The following is a 17843-nucleotide window of genomic DNA, read 5'->3' as shown; positions in this document are numbered from 1 at the left end:
GTTAACATGTAAATTTAACTTGAAATCGAAGTGATCAAATCTTGAACTTAACTTTAAGTTAAGTTTTAACTATTTGTTTTTCAAATAATTACACCACAATACCTAAATCACCTAATGACAATAACTGTTCTTGTCCACCTTCTCTTATCGATTTGTAAATAGCCTCTACAATTATCATATCTCTTTTTCCCATTTCACCAGGAGCCACGTTTTTACTGTCCAACAAAATATGCTTTGCAAAATCATCCATCTGTAAAGCCTGTTGTCTTTTATGTGGAAACTTTAAGACATCTCCATTAGAAGTTCTACCACTTATTGGTCCGTAACTATGGGCTGGATCAAGTTTAAACCAACCTTTACTACAATGACATTTTAATCTATTACCATTTGCATTATGCGAAGTCATCATATGTGCAACAGCACCATTCTCAAATTTAAACTGAGCTGTAATGGTCTCATCGGTATCCTTAAAATAATCTGGTCTAGTACTAAATTCTTGTGCAGAAACTGAAATAGGGTTTTGACCTGTACCATAAATACTGGTTTGTATAGCGTACACACCCATGTTCATGAGCGCTCCGCCACCAGATAATTTTTTATTTAATCGCCATTGATCTGGATTACCGTTAGAGACATATCCTGCATCAGATGAAACAAACAATACATCACCAAAAGTTCTTTCCCTAATGTATTTTTTGACTTCATGGGTATAAGGGTCGCTTTGCATTCTATAACCAACAGAAAGCTTAACCTTATGTTCATTGCACGCATTTATAATTGCATCACATTCCGCAACACTTACCGCCATTGGTTTTTCACAGATAACATGTTTACCTGCCTTTGCCGCACGAATACAAAATTCCGCATGCATACTGTTGGGTAATACTACATAAATAACATCTATACTGTCATTATCCGCAATGGTATCAAAATTCTCATAATAATAAATATTCTCTTTGGGTATATTGTATTTCTCTTGCCAAACAGATTCCTTTTCTTTGGTACCGGTTACAATTCCTGCCAAATAACAATGCTCCGTATCCAATAAAGAAGGTGCTAATTGATAAGTACTGTAGCTCCCTAAACCAACCAAGGCTACACCCAACTTTTTACTACTTTTATTAGTTGTAAAGGCATTTGCCAACGGCATATTGGCTAGAAAAGCGGATCCTAACAGGCCTTTAGTAGCCAAACCATTAAATGATCGTCTTGTAAGTTGTTTCATGAGTATTAGTTGTATGAATTAGAAAAGTAAATAATTCTCAGGTAATTCCATAATTAATTAAGTTGTATTAACATTATGAATACCAGCTAAAAAATTTTAAACATTCCATTTTTAAAACCATCATAATTACGGATTTGACATTTAAAACTCAATAGGTCCGAACAACGAATAAAATAGCACAATTATGCTTATTTTCGTTTTACAACAGAACCTTATCAAACCATGAAAAAAATAGTACAATTTACCATTTGTTTGGTCACTGCATTTGCCTTTGGCCAGTCTAGGGAATTACCCGTAGACACCGTTATCACAACACAACATAACGCTACCATTAATGGCGCTAGTTTTTCGTACACCGCACAGACTGGGACCCAACCTGTGTGGGACGAAAATGCAAAACCCATAGCCTCTTTGCATTATACCTATTATACTAGAAACAACATCAAGGATCGTGCTGCTAGACCGCTATTGATTTCATTTAATGGTGGTCCAGGATCAGGTTCGGTATGGATGCATTTAGCGTATACCGGGCCAAAGGTTTTAAAAATTGATGATGAAGGATATCCTGTTCAACCTTATGGTGTAAATGACAATCCGCATTCAGTTTTAGATATTGCGGATATCGTTTATGTAAATCCAGTAAACACAGGTTATAGCAGAACTATCCCTGCAAGCGGAAAAGAAGTAGACCGCGACAAATTCTTTGGCATAAATGCCGATATTAAATATTTGGCAGAATGGCTGAACACCTTTGTAACCAGAAACAACAGATGGCGCTCGCCAAAATATATAATCGGGGAAAGTTATGGGGGCACACGTGTAATGGGTCTTTCTTTGGCTTTACAAAATCAGCAATGGATGTATTTAAATGGTGTCATAATGGTTTCACCGGCTGATTATAAAGTGATACGCAATTCCGGACCCGTTGCCGAAGCAATAAACCTACCTTATTATACTGCGGCGGCATGGCATCACAAAGCTTTACCACCAGCCTTACAGAGTAAGGATCTTTTAGAAATTCTACCGGAGTCTGAAGCATATACAATTGATAAGCTAATACCGGCATTGGCTAAAGGAGGATTTTTAGAAGCTTCCGAAAAAGAAGCCGTGGCAGATAAAATGGCTTATTACTCAGGATTGAACAAAAAAGACATTCTTGACCACAACCTTTCCGTACCTACTTCTTTCTTTTGGAAAAATCTTTTAAAAGATAAAAGCGGGCATACCGTAGGACGCTTAGATTCAAGATATTTAGGAATAGATAAACAACTATCTGGAACAAAGCCAGACTATAATTCTGAATTAACATCTTGGCTACATAGCTTTACCCCTGCCATTAACTATTACTTACAGGAAGAGTTAAATTTTAAGACCGATGTAAAATATAATATGTTCGGTCCGGTACACCCTTGGAACAATGACGATGACAACACCAGAGATAATTTAAGACAAGCAATGGCACAAAACCCATATTTAAATGTTTTGGTACAATCTGGCTATTATGATGGAGCTACCACCTACTTCAATGCAAAATATACCATGTGGCAAGTAGACCCAAGCGGACGCATGAAAGATAGATTTAGTTTTAAAGGATATCGTTCAGGTCATATGATGTACCTACGAAGAGAAGATTTAAAAACTGCAAATGATGATATTCGTGATTTCATAAACCGTACTATTGCAACAGGAAAAAGTGCAAAGTATTAGAAAACTACCTTTCTAGAACAGTACTGGACATTCCCAATACAAATAGCGAGTTGATCTCTGTTGTTTTTATTGGGAATTTCATTTGATGACGGTAATCTACAGTTTTTGTAGCATCTTTAAATAATTGCTCCCTTTTACGTTGTTTTCTTTTTTTGAAAATATCAATTGTAGCACCAATTGTTACACCACCCAATACGGTAGCTAACAAATCTTCATTGCTCCATCCTCCATATTGATTTTGATCAATGGCCTCTTTGGCCAAACCAATAAGCAAACTTCCACCAACTGCACCAACAAAAGTCCACGTTCTGTTTCCATCTGAAATTTCATTCGCAACCCCTGCCCCCACAAGACCATATAAATTACCTCCTAAGTAGTGAAGAACCTTATCTTGCTCAATTTGACCGTAAGCATTGACAGCTAAAAATAGCAGAAGAGAAATAGTTAGTATCTTTTTCATACTGCGCAAAGATAAAAATTCTAATAGATGCCCTAGGTTAAATAATGACAAGTAATAACCCGTCAAATTCATCATAGGTCAATTTTATATTATCTTAGGATTTTAAATTAGAATATGGAAATAAAAAGTTTTATCAAAAGTCTTACAATAATGCACCTATTCCTATTAATAGGCTTAAGCATTTTTACCCTTTGGGTATTTTTACAGATCAATTCTTTTAATACGAGTACTGCAGGGCAAGGGGTCGTTTTATACATGGTACCCGTATTTGCAATGTTAGGGTATTTTGGCAGTCAATGGGTCTTCAAAAAAATGACTTCCAATATTAAATCAGAAAGTCGTTTAGAAGAAAAGCTAAAAAAGTATCAATCTGCTTTGCATATCAAATATGCCCTTATTGAAATCCCTGCCTTCATAGGGTTGTTTGCATATTACAATACTGCCAATGCCCTTCCATTGGTCATTTCTGTGTGCTTATTGGCCTATTTGGCAGCGCAAAGACCAAATAAGGCGAATATTATAAACAACATCCCATTAAAAGCAGAAGAAAAAGAACAAATTCAACAATCATAATAAAGATGAATAGAATAAAAACAATAATGTATACGTGTATGTTATCTATTTTAGGATTAACCTCTGTAAATGCCCAAGATTGGCCTGATCTAAATCATTTTGAAGTTGCTAATGATACAATAGAACAAGCCAAAGAAAACGAAAATCGGGTGGTGTTTATGGGCAATTCCATTACAATAGGTTGGCTAAAAACGCGTCCGGAGTTTTTTAAGGGCAAGCCCTATATTAATCGCGGTATCAGTGGTCAAACCACGCCACAAATGTTAATACGATTTAGACAAGATGTCATTGATCTTAAACCAAAAGTGGTAACAATATTGGCAGGCACCAATGATATAGCAGGTAATACAGGACCATCTACCCTAAAAATGATTATGGACAATATTAAAGGCATGGCAGAAATGGCGCATGCAAATGACATTAAGGTAATTCTTTCCTCTACCCTACCGGCCTACGATTATCCTTGGAAGCCAGGTTTAGAACCTGCTGGAAAAATTATAAAGCTTAATGAGATGATAAAAGAATATGCCAATACGCATGGACATATCTATTTAGATTATTTTTCAAAAATGGTTGATGAGCGTAATGGACTTCCAAAAAAATATGCCAGAGATGAAGTACACCCAACAGCTGAAGGCTATATGGTTATGGAGCCATTAGTTGAAGCGGCTATCTCTGAAGCTTTAAAAAATTAAAGCTTTTAATAAGGAGGTAATCTTATTGTTGATTACAACAATTGAAACCAACTAAGATTTAATTATTTTTGATAAATTTTGATCACTATAAAATGAAAAAAACACTATTCTTATTGGTCGCAACGGCCTTATCTTGTAATTCTTCCCAAAAAACCATTAAAGAGAACGCTACTGAAGAACCACAAATTGCATCTGAAATTACTTACGCAGAAACAATTACCGAAGCTGAACTAAAAGATCATTTATATATCTATGCATCGGATGAGTTTGAAGGTAGGGAAACCGGACAACCAGGTCAGAAAAAAGCAATAGCCTACTTAAAGGCCGAATATGAAAAGTTAGGTATTCCTGCAGCAAAAGAAGATGGCAACTATTTTCAAGAAGTACCTTTAGAGATAAGTAAACTACCTATAGGTAAACTAAGCTTAAACAATACGGATTTTACTATAGGGAAACACGTACTTACTTTTGCTGCCGCAAATTCTTCAAATGATGAAATTGTTTATATAGGTTATGGTATTGATGATACGGTATACTCTAGTTATGACAATGTAGATGTTACGGATAAAATTGTACTATTAAAATCTGGTGAACCCATAAAAGAAGATGGTACTTACGTTATTTCAGGCACTTCAGAAAAATCTATTTGGAGCAATATGTCAGAGTCATTGACCAAGCGTATACAAATTGCAATTGACAAAGGTGCCAAGGGAGTATTATATTACGATAAGGACAATTTCAGCAGATTTAAACGCAGATTTGAATCTATGAAGCAAAACAACAGTGGTAGAATGGAAGTTGTAAATAATGACGCCCCTGAGTTTTACAGTTTATTTATAGACCAAACCCTTGCAGAAAGTATTTTACCGACAATAGAAAAAGAAAACGATTCTAAAGTTTTAACTGAAAAATTGACTTTGAATTTTGAAAGTTCTAATGACAAGGTCTCTTCAGAGAATGTTGTTGCCATCATAAAAGGTTCAGAAAAACCAAATGAATTTTTAGTGATATCTTCTCATTTAGACCATATTGGCGTAAGTGGTGATGGTCAAATAAATAATGGAGCAGATGACGACGGATCGGGTACTGTTGCCCTTTTGGAAATTGCAGAAGCCTTTAAAAATGCAGCCGATGCAGGCAAGGGACCAAAAAGGTCTATAGTATTCTTACATGTCACTGGTGAAGAAAAAGGGTTATTGGGATCTCAATATTACACTGATGTTGACCCTATTGTGCCTTTAGAGCAAACCGTAGCCAATTTAAATATTGACATGATCGGTAGAATTGACCCAAAACGTGAAGGAGACAGAAATTATATTTACTTAATAGGTTCTGATAAGCTTAGTATTGAATTACACAACCTATCAGAAGAAGTAAATAAGAAATTCATGAATATTGAATTGGACTATACCTATAATGACGAAAACGACCCTAATCGTTTTTACTATAGAAGTGACCACTACAATTTTGCTAAAAATAACATTCCCATCATATTTTATTTTAATGGTACGCATGCTGACTATCACAAACCAAGTGATACACCAGATAAAATCAATTATGATTTATTGGAGAACAGAACTAGGTTAGTATTTTACACTGCTTGGGAAATAGCCAATAGAGAGCAAAAATTAAAGGTAGATTAAGCATCAGCCTATTTAAATCCAATAAGCCTGGCACTTTGTGTCAGGCTTATTTTTTTGCATAAAAACTGACAATCAACACCTTTAAAACAAAAAAGTCTTGGAATAAATCCAAGACTTTCTATCTGCTTTAGGGTGGAAGACCGGGTTCGAACCGGCGACCCTCGGTACCACAAACCGATGCTCTAACCAGCTGAGCTACAACCACCATTTGTAAGCGAGTGCAAAGATAATTTTTTTCTTTAGTTCTAACAAATAATAAATTGAAATTTGAAGAAATAAATAATTTTAATAAACGTTTAATTAATTTATTTATAACTTGAAGTTTTAAATAAAACAACCTACTTAGCCCCTAATGCGTTCTAAATCAAATTATAAATATAATTTTTTACTCATTGCATTAATATGCCTAAGTTATTCTACCTCTTTTTCTCAAATTGATAGTGTTCAATTTTATAAATCAAAAATTTCTAAATTAACAGAAAGTCCAGACTTTACTGAAGACAATACCGCATATATTGATAACCTAAATTACTTATCCTATTATTCAAGGTTAATTGAGCAAGACTCCATGCTTGTTTATTCTGAAAAAGCACTTGAACTAAGTTTAAAGAACAACTACAAACAAGGAGAGCTCGAAGCTTTGACCAATTTAGCTACTTTATTTCTTTATACTGGGGATACCAATAAATCAATAGAATATACATTACAGGTCATTGAAAGTCCCTTATTGTCGACTTACCCAAAAACTGAAATGAAGGTTTACAATGTACAAGGACAGGCTAATTTTTTCAAGCAAGATTACCCTGCCACATATGCTAATTTTTTACATGCACTTTCAATTGCAGAAAAACAAAACGATTTGTTTTTTCTGTTTAGAATGAACATGAATTTAGGCACAATTTTTAGCAAGTTGGAAAATTATAACGAAGCTTTGGCATATTACGACAAGGCATTAGAAGTGACCCATAATTTAAAGGATCCTACTAAAGATGTAATGCTATTAAGTAATCTAGCATATTTAAATATTAAACTAAACAATTTAGATGAAGCAAAAATTCACCTAGATAAATGTTTAAAGTTATTTGAAAGTCAAACCAATAAAACATGGCTGGCTTGGACACAATATACACTAGGGTATTATAATCAAGCAAAAAATAACTTTGACATCGCTTTAGATTATTATAAAAAAGCATTGGTGCTGCATAAAAACTTTAACGATGTAAAAAGCAAAGCCGATATTATATACGGCAAAGCTGGCACCTATCTAAGCAAGGACAACCTACCCTTGGCAGAAGAAAACATCTTAGAAAGTATAGCATTATATAAAGCATCTAATCACGATAGCGGCTTAGAACAAGCATATCGTATTCTATATCAAATTAAAAAACAGCAAAATGATGTTGCTGAATCTTTGAAGTATTTAGAGATGACCGAAAAATTATCATATGATAATTTCAAGAAAAAGAATACACGAAATTTAACTATGCTTAATGCACGATTAAATTATGAAAAGGAAACTGAAGAACTCAAAGCCCAAAGTGAGCTTGCACTAAGTCAACAACGCAAATACATTAAATGGTCATTAGCCGCTCTATTTACGTTAATTATTATAGTATTCATTATTTTAAATGCCAATAGACGAGAAAAAATATTAAATAAAAAACTGGCCAAACAGGCAGAAGTATTAAATGAGAATCAAAAAGCGCTTAAACAAATAAATCACAATCAGGATCGGTTATTCTCAATAGTTGGACACGATTTAAGGAGTCCGATCATATCCTTAAATGAAATATTGGGTCTTTACCTAGAAGACCCGGAAGGAAAGGAATACTTTGAGAAATTTGCTCCACAGTTAAAAGAAGATATTGAACAAGTGCAGTTTACCATGGACAACCTTTTACACTGGGGAAAAACACAAATGCAAGGTAGCACCGTAAATATTAAAAGTATATTAGTTAAAGAAGAACTAGATATAATCCTACAACTATACAGAAATGAAATTAAAAAGAAATCCATAGTTGTTAATAATCAAGTAGCTGCTAACCATAGTGTCTTTGCCGATTTACAACAATTTAATATCATTTTCAGAAACCTAATTAACAATGCCATTAAGTTTACCCCAAATAATGGCATGATTACGATTTCCACTAAAATAAAAAATAAGAACTTGGTTATTGAAGTGTCTGACACAGGCGTTGGTATGACAGAGACCGATATTCAAAAGCTTTTTAGTTCTTCTGAAAATTTCTCTAGTTATGGTACAAACTCAGAAAAAGGTACCGGCTTAGGTCTAAGGCTTGTAAAAGCTATGGTTATTAAAAATAATGGAGAGATAATGGTGAAAAGCGAACCTAACAAAGGCAGCCAGTTTATTGTTGAGCTTCCCATAGATATCAAATAGAAAGAAACTTCTAAGTTCATTAAAATTTGTTTACAAAAACAGCAATAACAAAACCATATTTTGGGTTAATATTTCATCCTTGATTTAAGAAATCATCGACCAACTACACGTTTAAGACGTTAAAACACACAATAAAGCGCATTTCACAACATTTATTCTATATCCCTAGCCTACTAACTTAATTTTAAACCAAGTTATAGGGATTACTATGAATTTTAGCAGAATAACCTCAAGTTTAAAATACAACCTACTAAAGGGTTGGCTTGGTGTGTTCTTATTTTCCTGCATTATAGCTCCTAAAGCCTTAGCTCAAAATACTAAAAGAGATACGCTACTGCAAGAAATAAAGGAATTTAGAAATTCTAATGTTTTCGATACCAGAGATACATTATATATTCATAATTTAATAAATCTTGCCATTGAACATCGCTATCATAATCTTGACAGTCTTTTAATTTTAAGTAAACAAAGTCTTGACTTAAGCAAAAAATCCAAATATGTAAATGGTGAGATAAGCTCACTTCACGCCATTGGAGGTTACTATTCTGATAAAGGCAAAATAGACCAAGCAATTACGTATTTTGAAAAAGCCTATCAGCTTGCCAAAAAAAATAATGACAATTCTATTTTAATCATTAGAACGTTAAATGATTTGGCCAAAGAATATGGTTACAAAGGAGATTATTCAAAAGCTTTAAAATGGTACTTGGCAACCATTGAAATAGCCGAAAAAAACAATGATAAAAATTCCATTTCCATTGTAAATGACAACATTGCGCATTTATATCTTGAACAAAAAGATTATGAACAAGCAATGGTCTTTCTACAAAAATCAAAAGCAATACATGAAGAAGTAGGTAACCCGGTTTTTATGGCCGAGACCTTAAGCAATATCGCATCTACTTATGCAGATATGAATGAGCTTGAATATGCCATGTACAATATCAACATAAGTATTGCAACTTTTGAAAAAGAAAAGATTTTAGAATGGCTTGCGTTCTGTTATGAAATTAAAGGCAAAATCTATTTAAAAAAGAACAAGAATACTTGGGCGCTTTACTGGTATAAACAAAGCGAATTATTACATAAAGAAATAGAGGATGACCGTGCCAAAATAGACCTCTTAATTGGTATGACCGAGGCTTACATGAACCAAAGTAAAGATAGCATTGCCGAGGCTTATGCCTTAAATGCATTTGATCTATCAAAAAAAATTGGGCTTAGAACCGGAATTAAGAACAGCGCTAAGAAATTAGCACAATTACATAAGAAGAAAAAAGATTTTGAAAAATCATTATGGTATCATGAAATTTATCAGGTAACCTACGAATCATTAACGCAAACCGGAAATGAAAAAGCATTGAATATGCTTAAAACAAAAATGGAATATGATCAACAAAAACAACAGTTGATCGATGATAATGAAAAAGCATTGGCAAAGCAGAAGATATTTGTATATGTAGCCATTATTATTCTCATCATTTTTGCCATTATTATGTTCATAATTCATAGAAATGAACAACAGCAGAAAAAATTAAATCTTGAGTTAAGAAATAAAAAATCTGATTTAGAAGAGAAACAAGCCTATTTAAATGAGTTAAACCAAACAAAAAACAAATTATTCTCTATAATTGGTCACGACCTTAGAGGACCAATTGGGGCTTTTCAAGGTCTTTTGAAATTATTCAAAGAAGGGGAAATGACCAAGGAAGAATTCTTGAATTTTGTACCCAAGCTAAAGGTTGATATTGATACTATTTCATTTACCCTAAACAACTTACTTTCGTGGGGTCAAACGCAAATGAACGGTTCTGTCACCAAACATGCTACCACACAATTAGATAGCATAGTAGAAGAAAATGTAGCCTTGTTATCCGAAATTGCCGAATCTAAATCTATTTCAATAGTCAATAGAATTGAACCCAATTGTCAAATTTGGTGCGATCCCAACCAAATAGACATTATTATAAGAAACTTACTGAGCAATGCCCTTAAGTTTACTCCTAACAACGGGCAAATTGTAATAGGCGCCATTCAAAAAATCAAGACCTGTGAAATTTATGTAAAGGATAATGGTATGGGCATGAGCGAAGATATCATCAGTAAATTGTTCGAAAAAGATTCCAACCACACCACTTATGGTACAAATGATGAAAAAGGCACCGGACTTGGACTTTCCCTTTGTAAAGAAATGGTTGAAAAAAACAATGGTAAAATTTGGGTACACAGTGCTTTGGGCAAAGGCTCAAGCTTTTACTTTACCATCCCAAGGGTTCAACAACCGCAAAAACAATATAAAGAGTCTGCTTAAATCAAGTTATCAAGAGAATCTACAGCTACCAACCTTTCTACTGTAAATCCTTCTGCATAATCGACACCGACCAATCTACCTAAGTCTTCTGCCCTATACTTAACGCTTTGTATAAAAGTTTTGCTACTTATTGGCGTTTCTGGCTCATTACTATTAGGGTCGTGAAATTGAGAGGCATATGCCAGAATTGAATTGGTTTTTTCTTCCATATAGCCACTAATATCCACCACAAAATCTGGTGTAATATTTTTCCATTGTATATAATGGTAAACTTGTTTAGGTCTCCATTCTTTTTGGTTTTCCTTCCCAACTGTTGTTTCTATTCTTCTCAACCCACTTAAAAAACAGGCATCACTGACCAACTTACTTCCTTTACCATGGTCTATATGTCTATCATCAATAGCATTGCATAAAACGGTATTAGGCTGGTATTTACGTATCATTTTTATGACTTCCAGTTGATGCTCCTCATCATTAACGAAAAAACCATCTCTAAACTTTAAATTTTCTCGCACAGCTACACCTAAAACTTTTGCAGCAGCGGCAGATTCCTTATCACGTATCTCAGCAGAACCTCTTGTGCCCAATTCACCACGTGTTAAATCTACTATACCTACTTTTTTCCCAAGTGCTATTTCTTTTGCAATGGTACCTCCTGCCCCAAGTTCAGCATCATCAGGGTGTGCTCCAAAAACCAAAATATCCAATTTCATTTTATATTCTTTCTTAGTACTACTAATTATTAATTTATTTAATTGAATTCAATGCTTGTTGAATATCGTTCTTTAAGTCTTCTATTTCCTCAATTCCTAACGAAAATCGAATTAATCCGTCAGAAATACCTTGTTCAGCCCTTACTTCTGCACTCATTAAGGCGTGTGATGTTTGTGTTGGGGATAATACAGTGCTTTCTACACCTGCCAAACTCATTGATGGTTTTATAAGGTTCAAAGCTTTTTGGAACTTTGAAGAATCTAATTTTTCATTCAATTCAAATGATAACATACCACCATATCCTTTCATTTGTTTTTTGGCAATATCGTGATCTATATGTGTTGGTAAACCAGGATAATATACTTTTTCAACCTCTTCCAATCCGTCTAAAAAAATTGCCATTGCCAAAGCATTTCCATTTTGCGCTTTAACGCGTATGCCCATGGTTTTCATACTTCTTTCTAGCAACCATACCGTATAATCACTTAAACTTCCTCCAAAATTCTTCGCCAATTGAAAAATGCGATCCATATTTTCTGTTGTTGAGGCTACTGCCCCTGCACAAATATCCGAATGCCCACCCATATATTTGGTTGCACTATGAATTACGATATCAATTCCAAAATCAATTGGGTTTTGATTTACCGGACTAGCAAAAGTATTATCAATCATGGTTATTAAACCATGTTTTTTAGCCATGACCGCTATTGCCTCTAAATCTGTTATAGTCAATAAAGGATTAGATGGCGTTTCTATATAAATAACTTTGGTATTTGCCTTTATTTCTGCCTCAAAAGCATCGGCGTTCCATCCTGACGTAAAAGAGTATTCAATACCGTATTTAGAAAACTCCTCATTGATTAAATTATAGGTTCCCCCATAAAGCGTCTGCTGTAGCACTACATGATCACCAGCACCCAAAAACGCTAATAGAGAGGTGCTTACAGCCGCCATTCCACTACCAAATATCAATGCAGATTCTGCATGTTCTAACGCTGCGATCTTTTTACAAAGACCTTCTTGGTTGGGTGTATTAAAATATCTTGGATAGCGTTTTACATCAACATCTTCATAGGCGTAAGAAGTACTCATATATAGTGGAGAAACTGCGCCTTTGTGCTGCTTATCTTCTAATTCACCCACATGGGTACAAATAGTATTTAATCCTTTTATCTTCGAATTCATATGCAAAAATTATAAAAAATAAAGGTAAGGAAATTGAACGTAATGACACCCTTAACTCATACCCTACCTGATTAGATAAAACAAAAAACCAAGCAACATTATTCGCCCTTTACAATCATTCACAAGCAACTTATATTCATTAAAATTTAATAGAAGGATGCTAGTATTAAGAATTATTGAAAAGTTGTAATTAAACTATATTCCATGAGTTCATTTTTCTTTTTTGTTGATAGATTTATAATGAATAATGTAGGTTAGTCTTCAAAATAAATAGACTAGGCTTAAAGAATACCAAAGAATTATGAAAAAAACGATAATTACCATAGTGATCTGTATGTTGATTTTATCTTGTAAAAATCAGGAACCTATTGCCAAAGGATATCAAGGACAAGGTAAAAGTGCTGTGGTATCTACCCTATCTAAACCAGTACAAAAGCAATGGAAAGGCGTATGGACCTTTGATAGTGAAACTGTATTCTTTAGCAACGACTTTGAAAGCGGAAGATTAAACGGGGTTACTTTTGATGGCAACAATCACTACACTACTTTGATTACTGCAGAGAATACTCCTGTTAATGTGAGCCCGTGGTATGCATTTAAAGTGTGGTCTAACACTCCAAAGACCATAACCATAAAAATGACCTATCAAGATTCACGTAGTAGATACTACCCTAAAATTAGTACAGATGGATTGCATTTTACACCATTGGACAGCACCAATTTTACCAGTATCAACCAAGGTTCTGGCTCATTTGGTATAAAGGCAGTACCGGAAATGGTAGAGATAAAAGTAAATATAGATAAATCCCCTATTTATATTACAGCACAAGAACTTTACGGATCCACTAGGGTAAAAAATTGGATTGATTCATTAGCTACCAAAGACTTTATTTCAACCTATGAAATTGGCAAAAGCAAAGAACAAAGAGCAATGAATTTAATGGAAGTGAGTACTGGAGACCACAAAAAAGCCGTTATGGTCATTTCTAGACAACATCCGCCAGAGGTTACCGGTTTTCTTGCCATGAAATCATTTATTGAAACTTTGAGCGGAGATTCGCCAAAGGCTCAAAAATTTAGAGATAACTATGACTTGTTCGTAGTTCCGTTAATGAATCCTGATGGGGTAGACAATGGCCATTGGAGACACAACATGGGCGGAATTGATTTAAACCGAGATTGGCAAGATTTCAATCAACCCGAAACACAAAGCGTAAGGGACTTTCTTGTAAAAAAGGAATCTGAGGGTTATGAATTTGTATTTGGTGCAGATTTTCATTCCACCTGGGACGATATTTACTATCCAATAGATTCTACGATTACCGGTAATAAAGGCAAAATTGTATTCGACTGGATAAATAATATAACCAATAGACTACCACAGAAGCATACCAATGTAAAACCATCAACAGAAATAAAACCAACAATGGTATCTAGAAATTACTTTTACGTTAACCACCATATGCCGGCCATAGTTTTTGAATTAGGCGATAATACGCCTAGAGATTTTTTAAAGGAAAAAGGAAAGGTAGCAGCCGAAGAATTAATGGATTTATTGGATAATAAAGATTAAAATTAACGAGTAACTAAAAACAAAAAGCCTCATGGAAATTTCCATGAGGCTTTTTATACTATATACTATACTTATTTTTATTTACTATAATTAACTTTATATCTCCAAAAGCTAATTCCGCCCAGTACTAAAACTCCAGCAACCAAATAATATATAAATGTTGGCGTAATAACCTGTGCTCCACTTGCATAACTATGTAGACCTACCAGGTAAAAATTTACACCAAAATATGTCATCATAATACTACCAAAGGCAACAACACTCATAAAGTTAAATGTCCATTTACCTCTAAGACCCGGCACTAATCTGGTGTGTATTACAAAGGCGTAGATCATTATGGAAATCAATGCCCAAGTTTCTTTTGGATCCCAACCCCAATAACGCCCCCAACTTTCATTGGCCCATTGACCACCTAAAAAGTTACCTATGGTAAGCATTACAAGACCTGTGGTTAAGGCAAGTTCATTAATAATGGTCAATTCTTTGATATTGATTGCCATACGTTCTTTATTCTTTTGGGTAGTCAAAATCATTAAAATCAAGGATACCAGACCTAATATCATACCTACGGTCAAGGGACCATAACTACCCACAATTACCGCAACATGAATCATTAACCAATAACTGTCCAAAACTGGCTGTAAGTTGGCAATAGATGGATCGATCCAACTTTGGTGCGCTATCCACAATAACATTGAAGTAACAAATGCAGATGCCGCAAAAGTCATGTCACTTTTACGACCCAAGGCCCAGCCAATTCCCATAGTAGCCCAAGCTACATATAGAATACTTTCATAAGCGTTACTCCAAGGTGCATGCCCAGAGATATACCAACGTAATATTAGACCAGCGGTATGCCAAATGAACAACAACATGATAGTTCCTTTGAAAAAATAAATTGCCACTCTCCAAATGGAACGATCTTTGAAAATTTGAAATATTAGAACAAAGAACATTAAAAGACCTACTAAGGCATAATATTGGTACAACCTATTAAAAATGTTCAGCTTGTTGTAGATTACCTCTGTATCTATCTTCTGTTGAGATGGCAACACCTCACTACCATGGTTTAGCTGATTTTGATGAAATGCAGCCAATAATTTATCAGCAGAAGCATAGTCTCCACTTTGTTGCGCTTTGCCTAGTGTCATTAAATAATAAGGCATTGCATTTTTTACAAAATTCGCGTACAAAGAATCTCTAATCTCATACTGCCCACCCCTATATTCAACAGCGGAAATCCATTTATTATTTTCATCGTCCAACAATGGAAAAATCTTAACAATGTCTTGTCCTAAAGCCTGATTCAATAGACTTAATCGGATATTGGCATCCTTAAAATCTTGTTGAAATTTGTTTGGATTGTTGGTAGCGGTAGCTTCTCTTAAAAAAGGTTCTAATTTGTACTGTCCTTTTTTATCAAAGAAATCAGTTGCTTTAACGTATTTCTGACCAGAAGGAATACCTATAATTTTTCTAATACTATCGTTTTGCGATTTTTTGTCCAAGGCAATAAATTCAGTATTGTACCAAACCGCCGGATTCATCATCATTGAAAGTAAAATTTGATCAGATGTATATCCTAAGTAAGAATCTTTTAAACTAAGCTTACGAAGAAGTTCAGATGAAAATGTATTGATAGGCTTCATACGCCCACCTTCATCTTGTATTACCAATTTACCAAACTTATCGGCATGAGCTTTACTGACCATACTAGCTTCAAGCAAAGAATCGATCTGCATTTTGCTAGGCGCCTGTTGGTGACCCTCTTCTGGTGTATGTTGTTCTTGGGCAAAAGAAGAAAAAGAGAATGCCATTAAAAGGGTAACAACACCAAACATTTTTTTCTTTTTAATTTTAAGCTTATCTAAAGAATCTGCTAAATCTTGAAAACGAGTTTTCCCGAAGAACATAATTCCCATTAAACCTATATACAAAAGAAAATAACCAATGTAGGTGATCCAAGTTCCCCAAAAGTCATGATTTACAGATAATGTAGTCCCCTTTTCATCAGGATCAAAACCAGATTGAAAAAAACGATAACCTTCATGGTCCAATACATGGTTCATAAAAATATCGTAATCAAAAGGTCTTTCATCTTCAATAGTCACCCTACTCATAAAAGAGGCATAACCTTTTTCTGTACCAGGATATTTTTCGGCGATAAAATCGTTCAATTTAATACCGAATGGCAACTCATGTACCTTAGATCCATATCTAATGGAAAAATTGAGTCCGCCTACATTAACCTTCTCACTAAAATCAGATGGGCCTTTGCTACCCAATAATTTTATTTGTTTTGTTTCTCCATTGGCCGATACATCAAAAACAATGGCATCTTGATCCATTTTTGTTTTCTCATCTTCTGGAATTTCAACAATACCATATGAGCCTTGGGTAATAGAATCAGGTATTACAAATTGCATACCTGCCGTATTATACAATGACCTTAACTGTAAAGGTTGTACACTGTCTTTAACCAAAACCCCTTGAAATTGGTCTGCCATTCGCATAAAATTACCATCAAAAGGAGCATAAATTTGATATAATGAATCGGTCGTCATAATATTGATTGCCCCATCTGTCTTATTATTCAGGGCAAATAACACGTTATGAATACTAGAGACTTTACCATCTTCTAAAAAATGATCATGTCTTTCACCATCGCCAGCTTCAACAATTTTTAAAAACTTAGTTCCTTTTGGGTCCGGTAACAAACCTTGTTTAGCTCCCTTTATAAATTCAACATAGGAAATTTCAAAATCTTCACCATTGAAATCGGCACTCCATGGTAAGTTAGATTTTATTGCTTCGGGAGTAACGATCAAATCGTCCTCTAAAATTTTTCTTCGAGGTTCACCATCAATTTCACCGTCAACATAAACGGTTAAGTATGTTTTATCTGAGTAGAACACATTCTCTGTATTCCCCTCTCTTATAGGCATCATGCCCTCAAAACTAATGTAACGCGTTACAAAGGCACCAACAATGATCAAGACCCATGACAGGTGCAAAATTAGTACTGGCCACTTTTCCCATCTTAATAAACGGTATCTAGAAATATTACCAATAAAATTGATAACGAAGAACACCATTATAAGCTCAAACCACCAGGTATTATAAATCCAAATTCTAGCAGTTTCTGTACTATACCAGCTTTCAATAAAAGTACCGAATGCCATAGCCGTGGCAAAAACAATAAACAAAATGGACATTAAACGCGTAGAGAAGAATATTTTCTTGAACATTTCCGTCATGGAAGATAGGAGTTGATTTTCAAGTTGCAAAAATAAGGCCTTTTCACCATTTACGAATGACTTTTACCACTTTATAACGTCTTTGAAACTGTTAATTTT

The 17843-nt window shown here is 34.4% G+C and carries 12 protein-coding genes and 1 tRNA gene; 7 read left to right on the top strand and 6 right to left on the bottom strand.

Annotated features, from left to right (window positions below; genetic code table 11):
* Positions 1-88 precede the first annotated feature (88 nt).
* Complete coding sequence (locus I600_RS00560; protein WP_058102574.1) at positions 89-1225, bottom strand: Gfo/Idh/MocA family protein; 1137 nt, start codon at positions 1223-1225, stop codon at positions 89-91.
* A gap of 222 nt (positions 1226-1447) precedes the next feature.
* On the opposite strand from I600_RS00560, the gene I600_RS00555 reads away from it, so the two are divergent.
* Complete coding sequence (locus I600_RS00555; protein WP_058102573.1) at positions 1448-2932, top strand: S10 family peptidase; 1485 nt, start codon at positions 1448-1450, stop codon at positions 2930-2932.
* 4 nt (positions 2933-2936) lie between these two features.
* Here the strand turns inward: I600_RS00555 and I600_RS00550 are convergent, their stop codons facing one another.
* Complete coding sequence (locus tag I600_RS00550) at positions 2937-3392, bottom strand: hypothetical protein (RefSeq protein WP_209439174.1); 456 nt, start codon at positions 3390-3392, stop codon at positions 2937-2939.
* A 114-nt stretch (positions 3393-3506) separates the two neighbouring features.
* Between I600_RS00550 and I600_RS00545 the strand changes: the two genes are divergently transcribed.
* The 3 genes from I600_RS00545 (at position 3507) to I600_RS00535 (ending at position 6303) form a co-directional block, all read left to right on the top strand.
* Entirely contained in the window at positions 3507-3965 is a 459-nt protein-coding gene (locus I600_RS00545) for a hypothetical protein (RefSeq protein WP_058102572.1), read from the top strand.
* 5 nt (positions 3966-3970) lie between these two features.
* Positions 3971-4660, top strand: coding sequence for an SGNH/GDSL hydrolase family protein (locus I600_RS00540; protein WP_058102571.1), 690 nt, complete (start codon positions 3971-3973; stop codon positions 4658-4660).
* A gap of 92 nt (positions 4661-4752) precedes the next feature.
* On the top strand, positions 4753-6303 hold the full coding sequence (locus I600_RS00535) for a M28 family metallopeptidase (protein ID WP_058102570.1): 1551 nt from the start codon (positions 4753-4755) through the stop codon (positions 6301-6303).
* Between the two features lie 130 nt (positions 6304-6433).
* Here I600_RS00535 and I600_RS00530 read toward each other — a convergent pair.
* Positions 6434-6509, bottom strand: a tRNA-His gene (locus I600_RS00530).
* A gap of 146 nt (positions 6510-6655) precedes the next feature.
* Between I600_RS00530 and I600_RS00525 the strand changes: the two genes are divergently transcribed.
* A complete protein-coding gene (locus I600_RS00525) occupies positions 6656-8704 on the top strand; it encodes a tetratricopeptide repeat-containing sensor histidine kinase (protein ID WP_058102569.1) in 2049 nt (682 codons plus the stop codon).
* Positions 8705-8912: 208 nt separating this feature from the next.
* On the top strand, positions 8913-11015 hold the full coding sequence (locus I600_RS00520) for a tetratricopeptide repeat-containing sensor histidine kinase (protein ID WP_082642860.1): 2103 nt from the start codon (positions 8913-8915) through the stop codon (positions 11013-11015).
* Here the strand turns inward: I600_RS00520 and bshB1 are convergent.
* Positions 11012-11728 (bottom strand): bacillithiol biosynthesis deacetylase BshB1, encoded by a 717-nt coding sequence (gene bshB1 / locus I600_RS00515; RefSeq protein WP_058102568.1) that lies wholly within the window; start codon positions 11726-11728, stop codon positions 11012-11014. The two genes, I600_RS00520 and bshB1, sit on opposite strands and share 4 nt — an antisense overlap.
* Positions 11729-11762: 34 nt before the next feature.
* Positions 11763-12914, bottom strand: a complete 1152-nt coding sequence (locus tag I600_RS00510; RefSeq protein WP_058102567.1) for a trans-sulfuration enzyme family protein — start codon at positions 12912-12914, stop codon at positions 11763-11765.
* Between the two features lie 301 nt (positions 12915-13215).
* On the opposite strand from I600_RS00510, the gene I600_RS00505 reads away from it, so the two are divergent.
* Entirely contained in the window at positions 13216-14487 is a 1272-nt protein-coding gene (locus tag I600_RS00505) for a M14 family metallopeptidase (protein WP_058102566.1), read from the top strand.
* Positions 14488-14564: 77 nt separating this feature from the next.
* On the opposite strand, the gene ccsA is transcribed toward I600_RS00505, so the two are convergent.
* Complete coding sequence (ccsA, locus tag I600_RS00500; RefSeq protein WP_058102565.1) at positions 14565-17744, bottom strand: cytochrome c biogenesis protein; 3180 nt, start codon at positions 17742-17744, stop codon at positions 14565-14567.
* Between the last annotated feature and the right edge of the window lie 99 nt (positions 17745-17843).

The sequence above is a fragment of the Maribacter dokdonensis DSW-8 genome (genome assembly GCF_001447995.1).
Taxonomy (GTDB): Bacteria; Bacteroidota; Bacteroidia; order Flavobacteriales; family Flavobacteriaceae; genus Maribacter; species Maribacter dokdonensis.
Note: the sequence above shows the minus strand (reverse complement) of the source record. Positions and strands in the feature narration are given on the sequence as shown.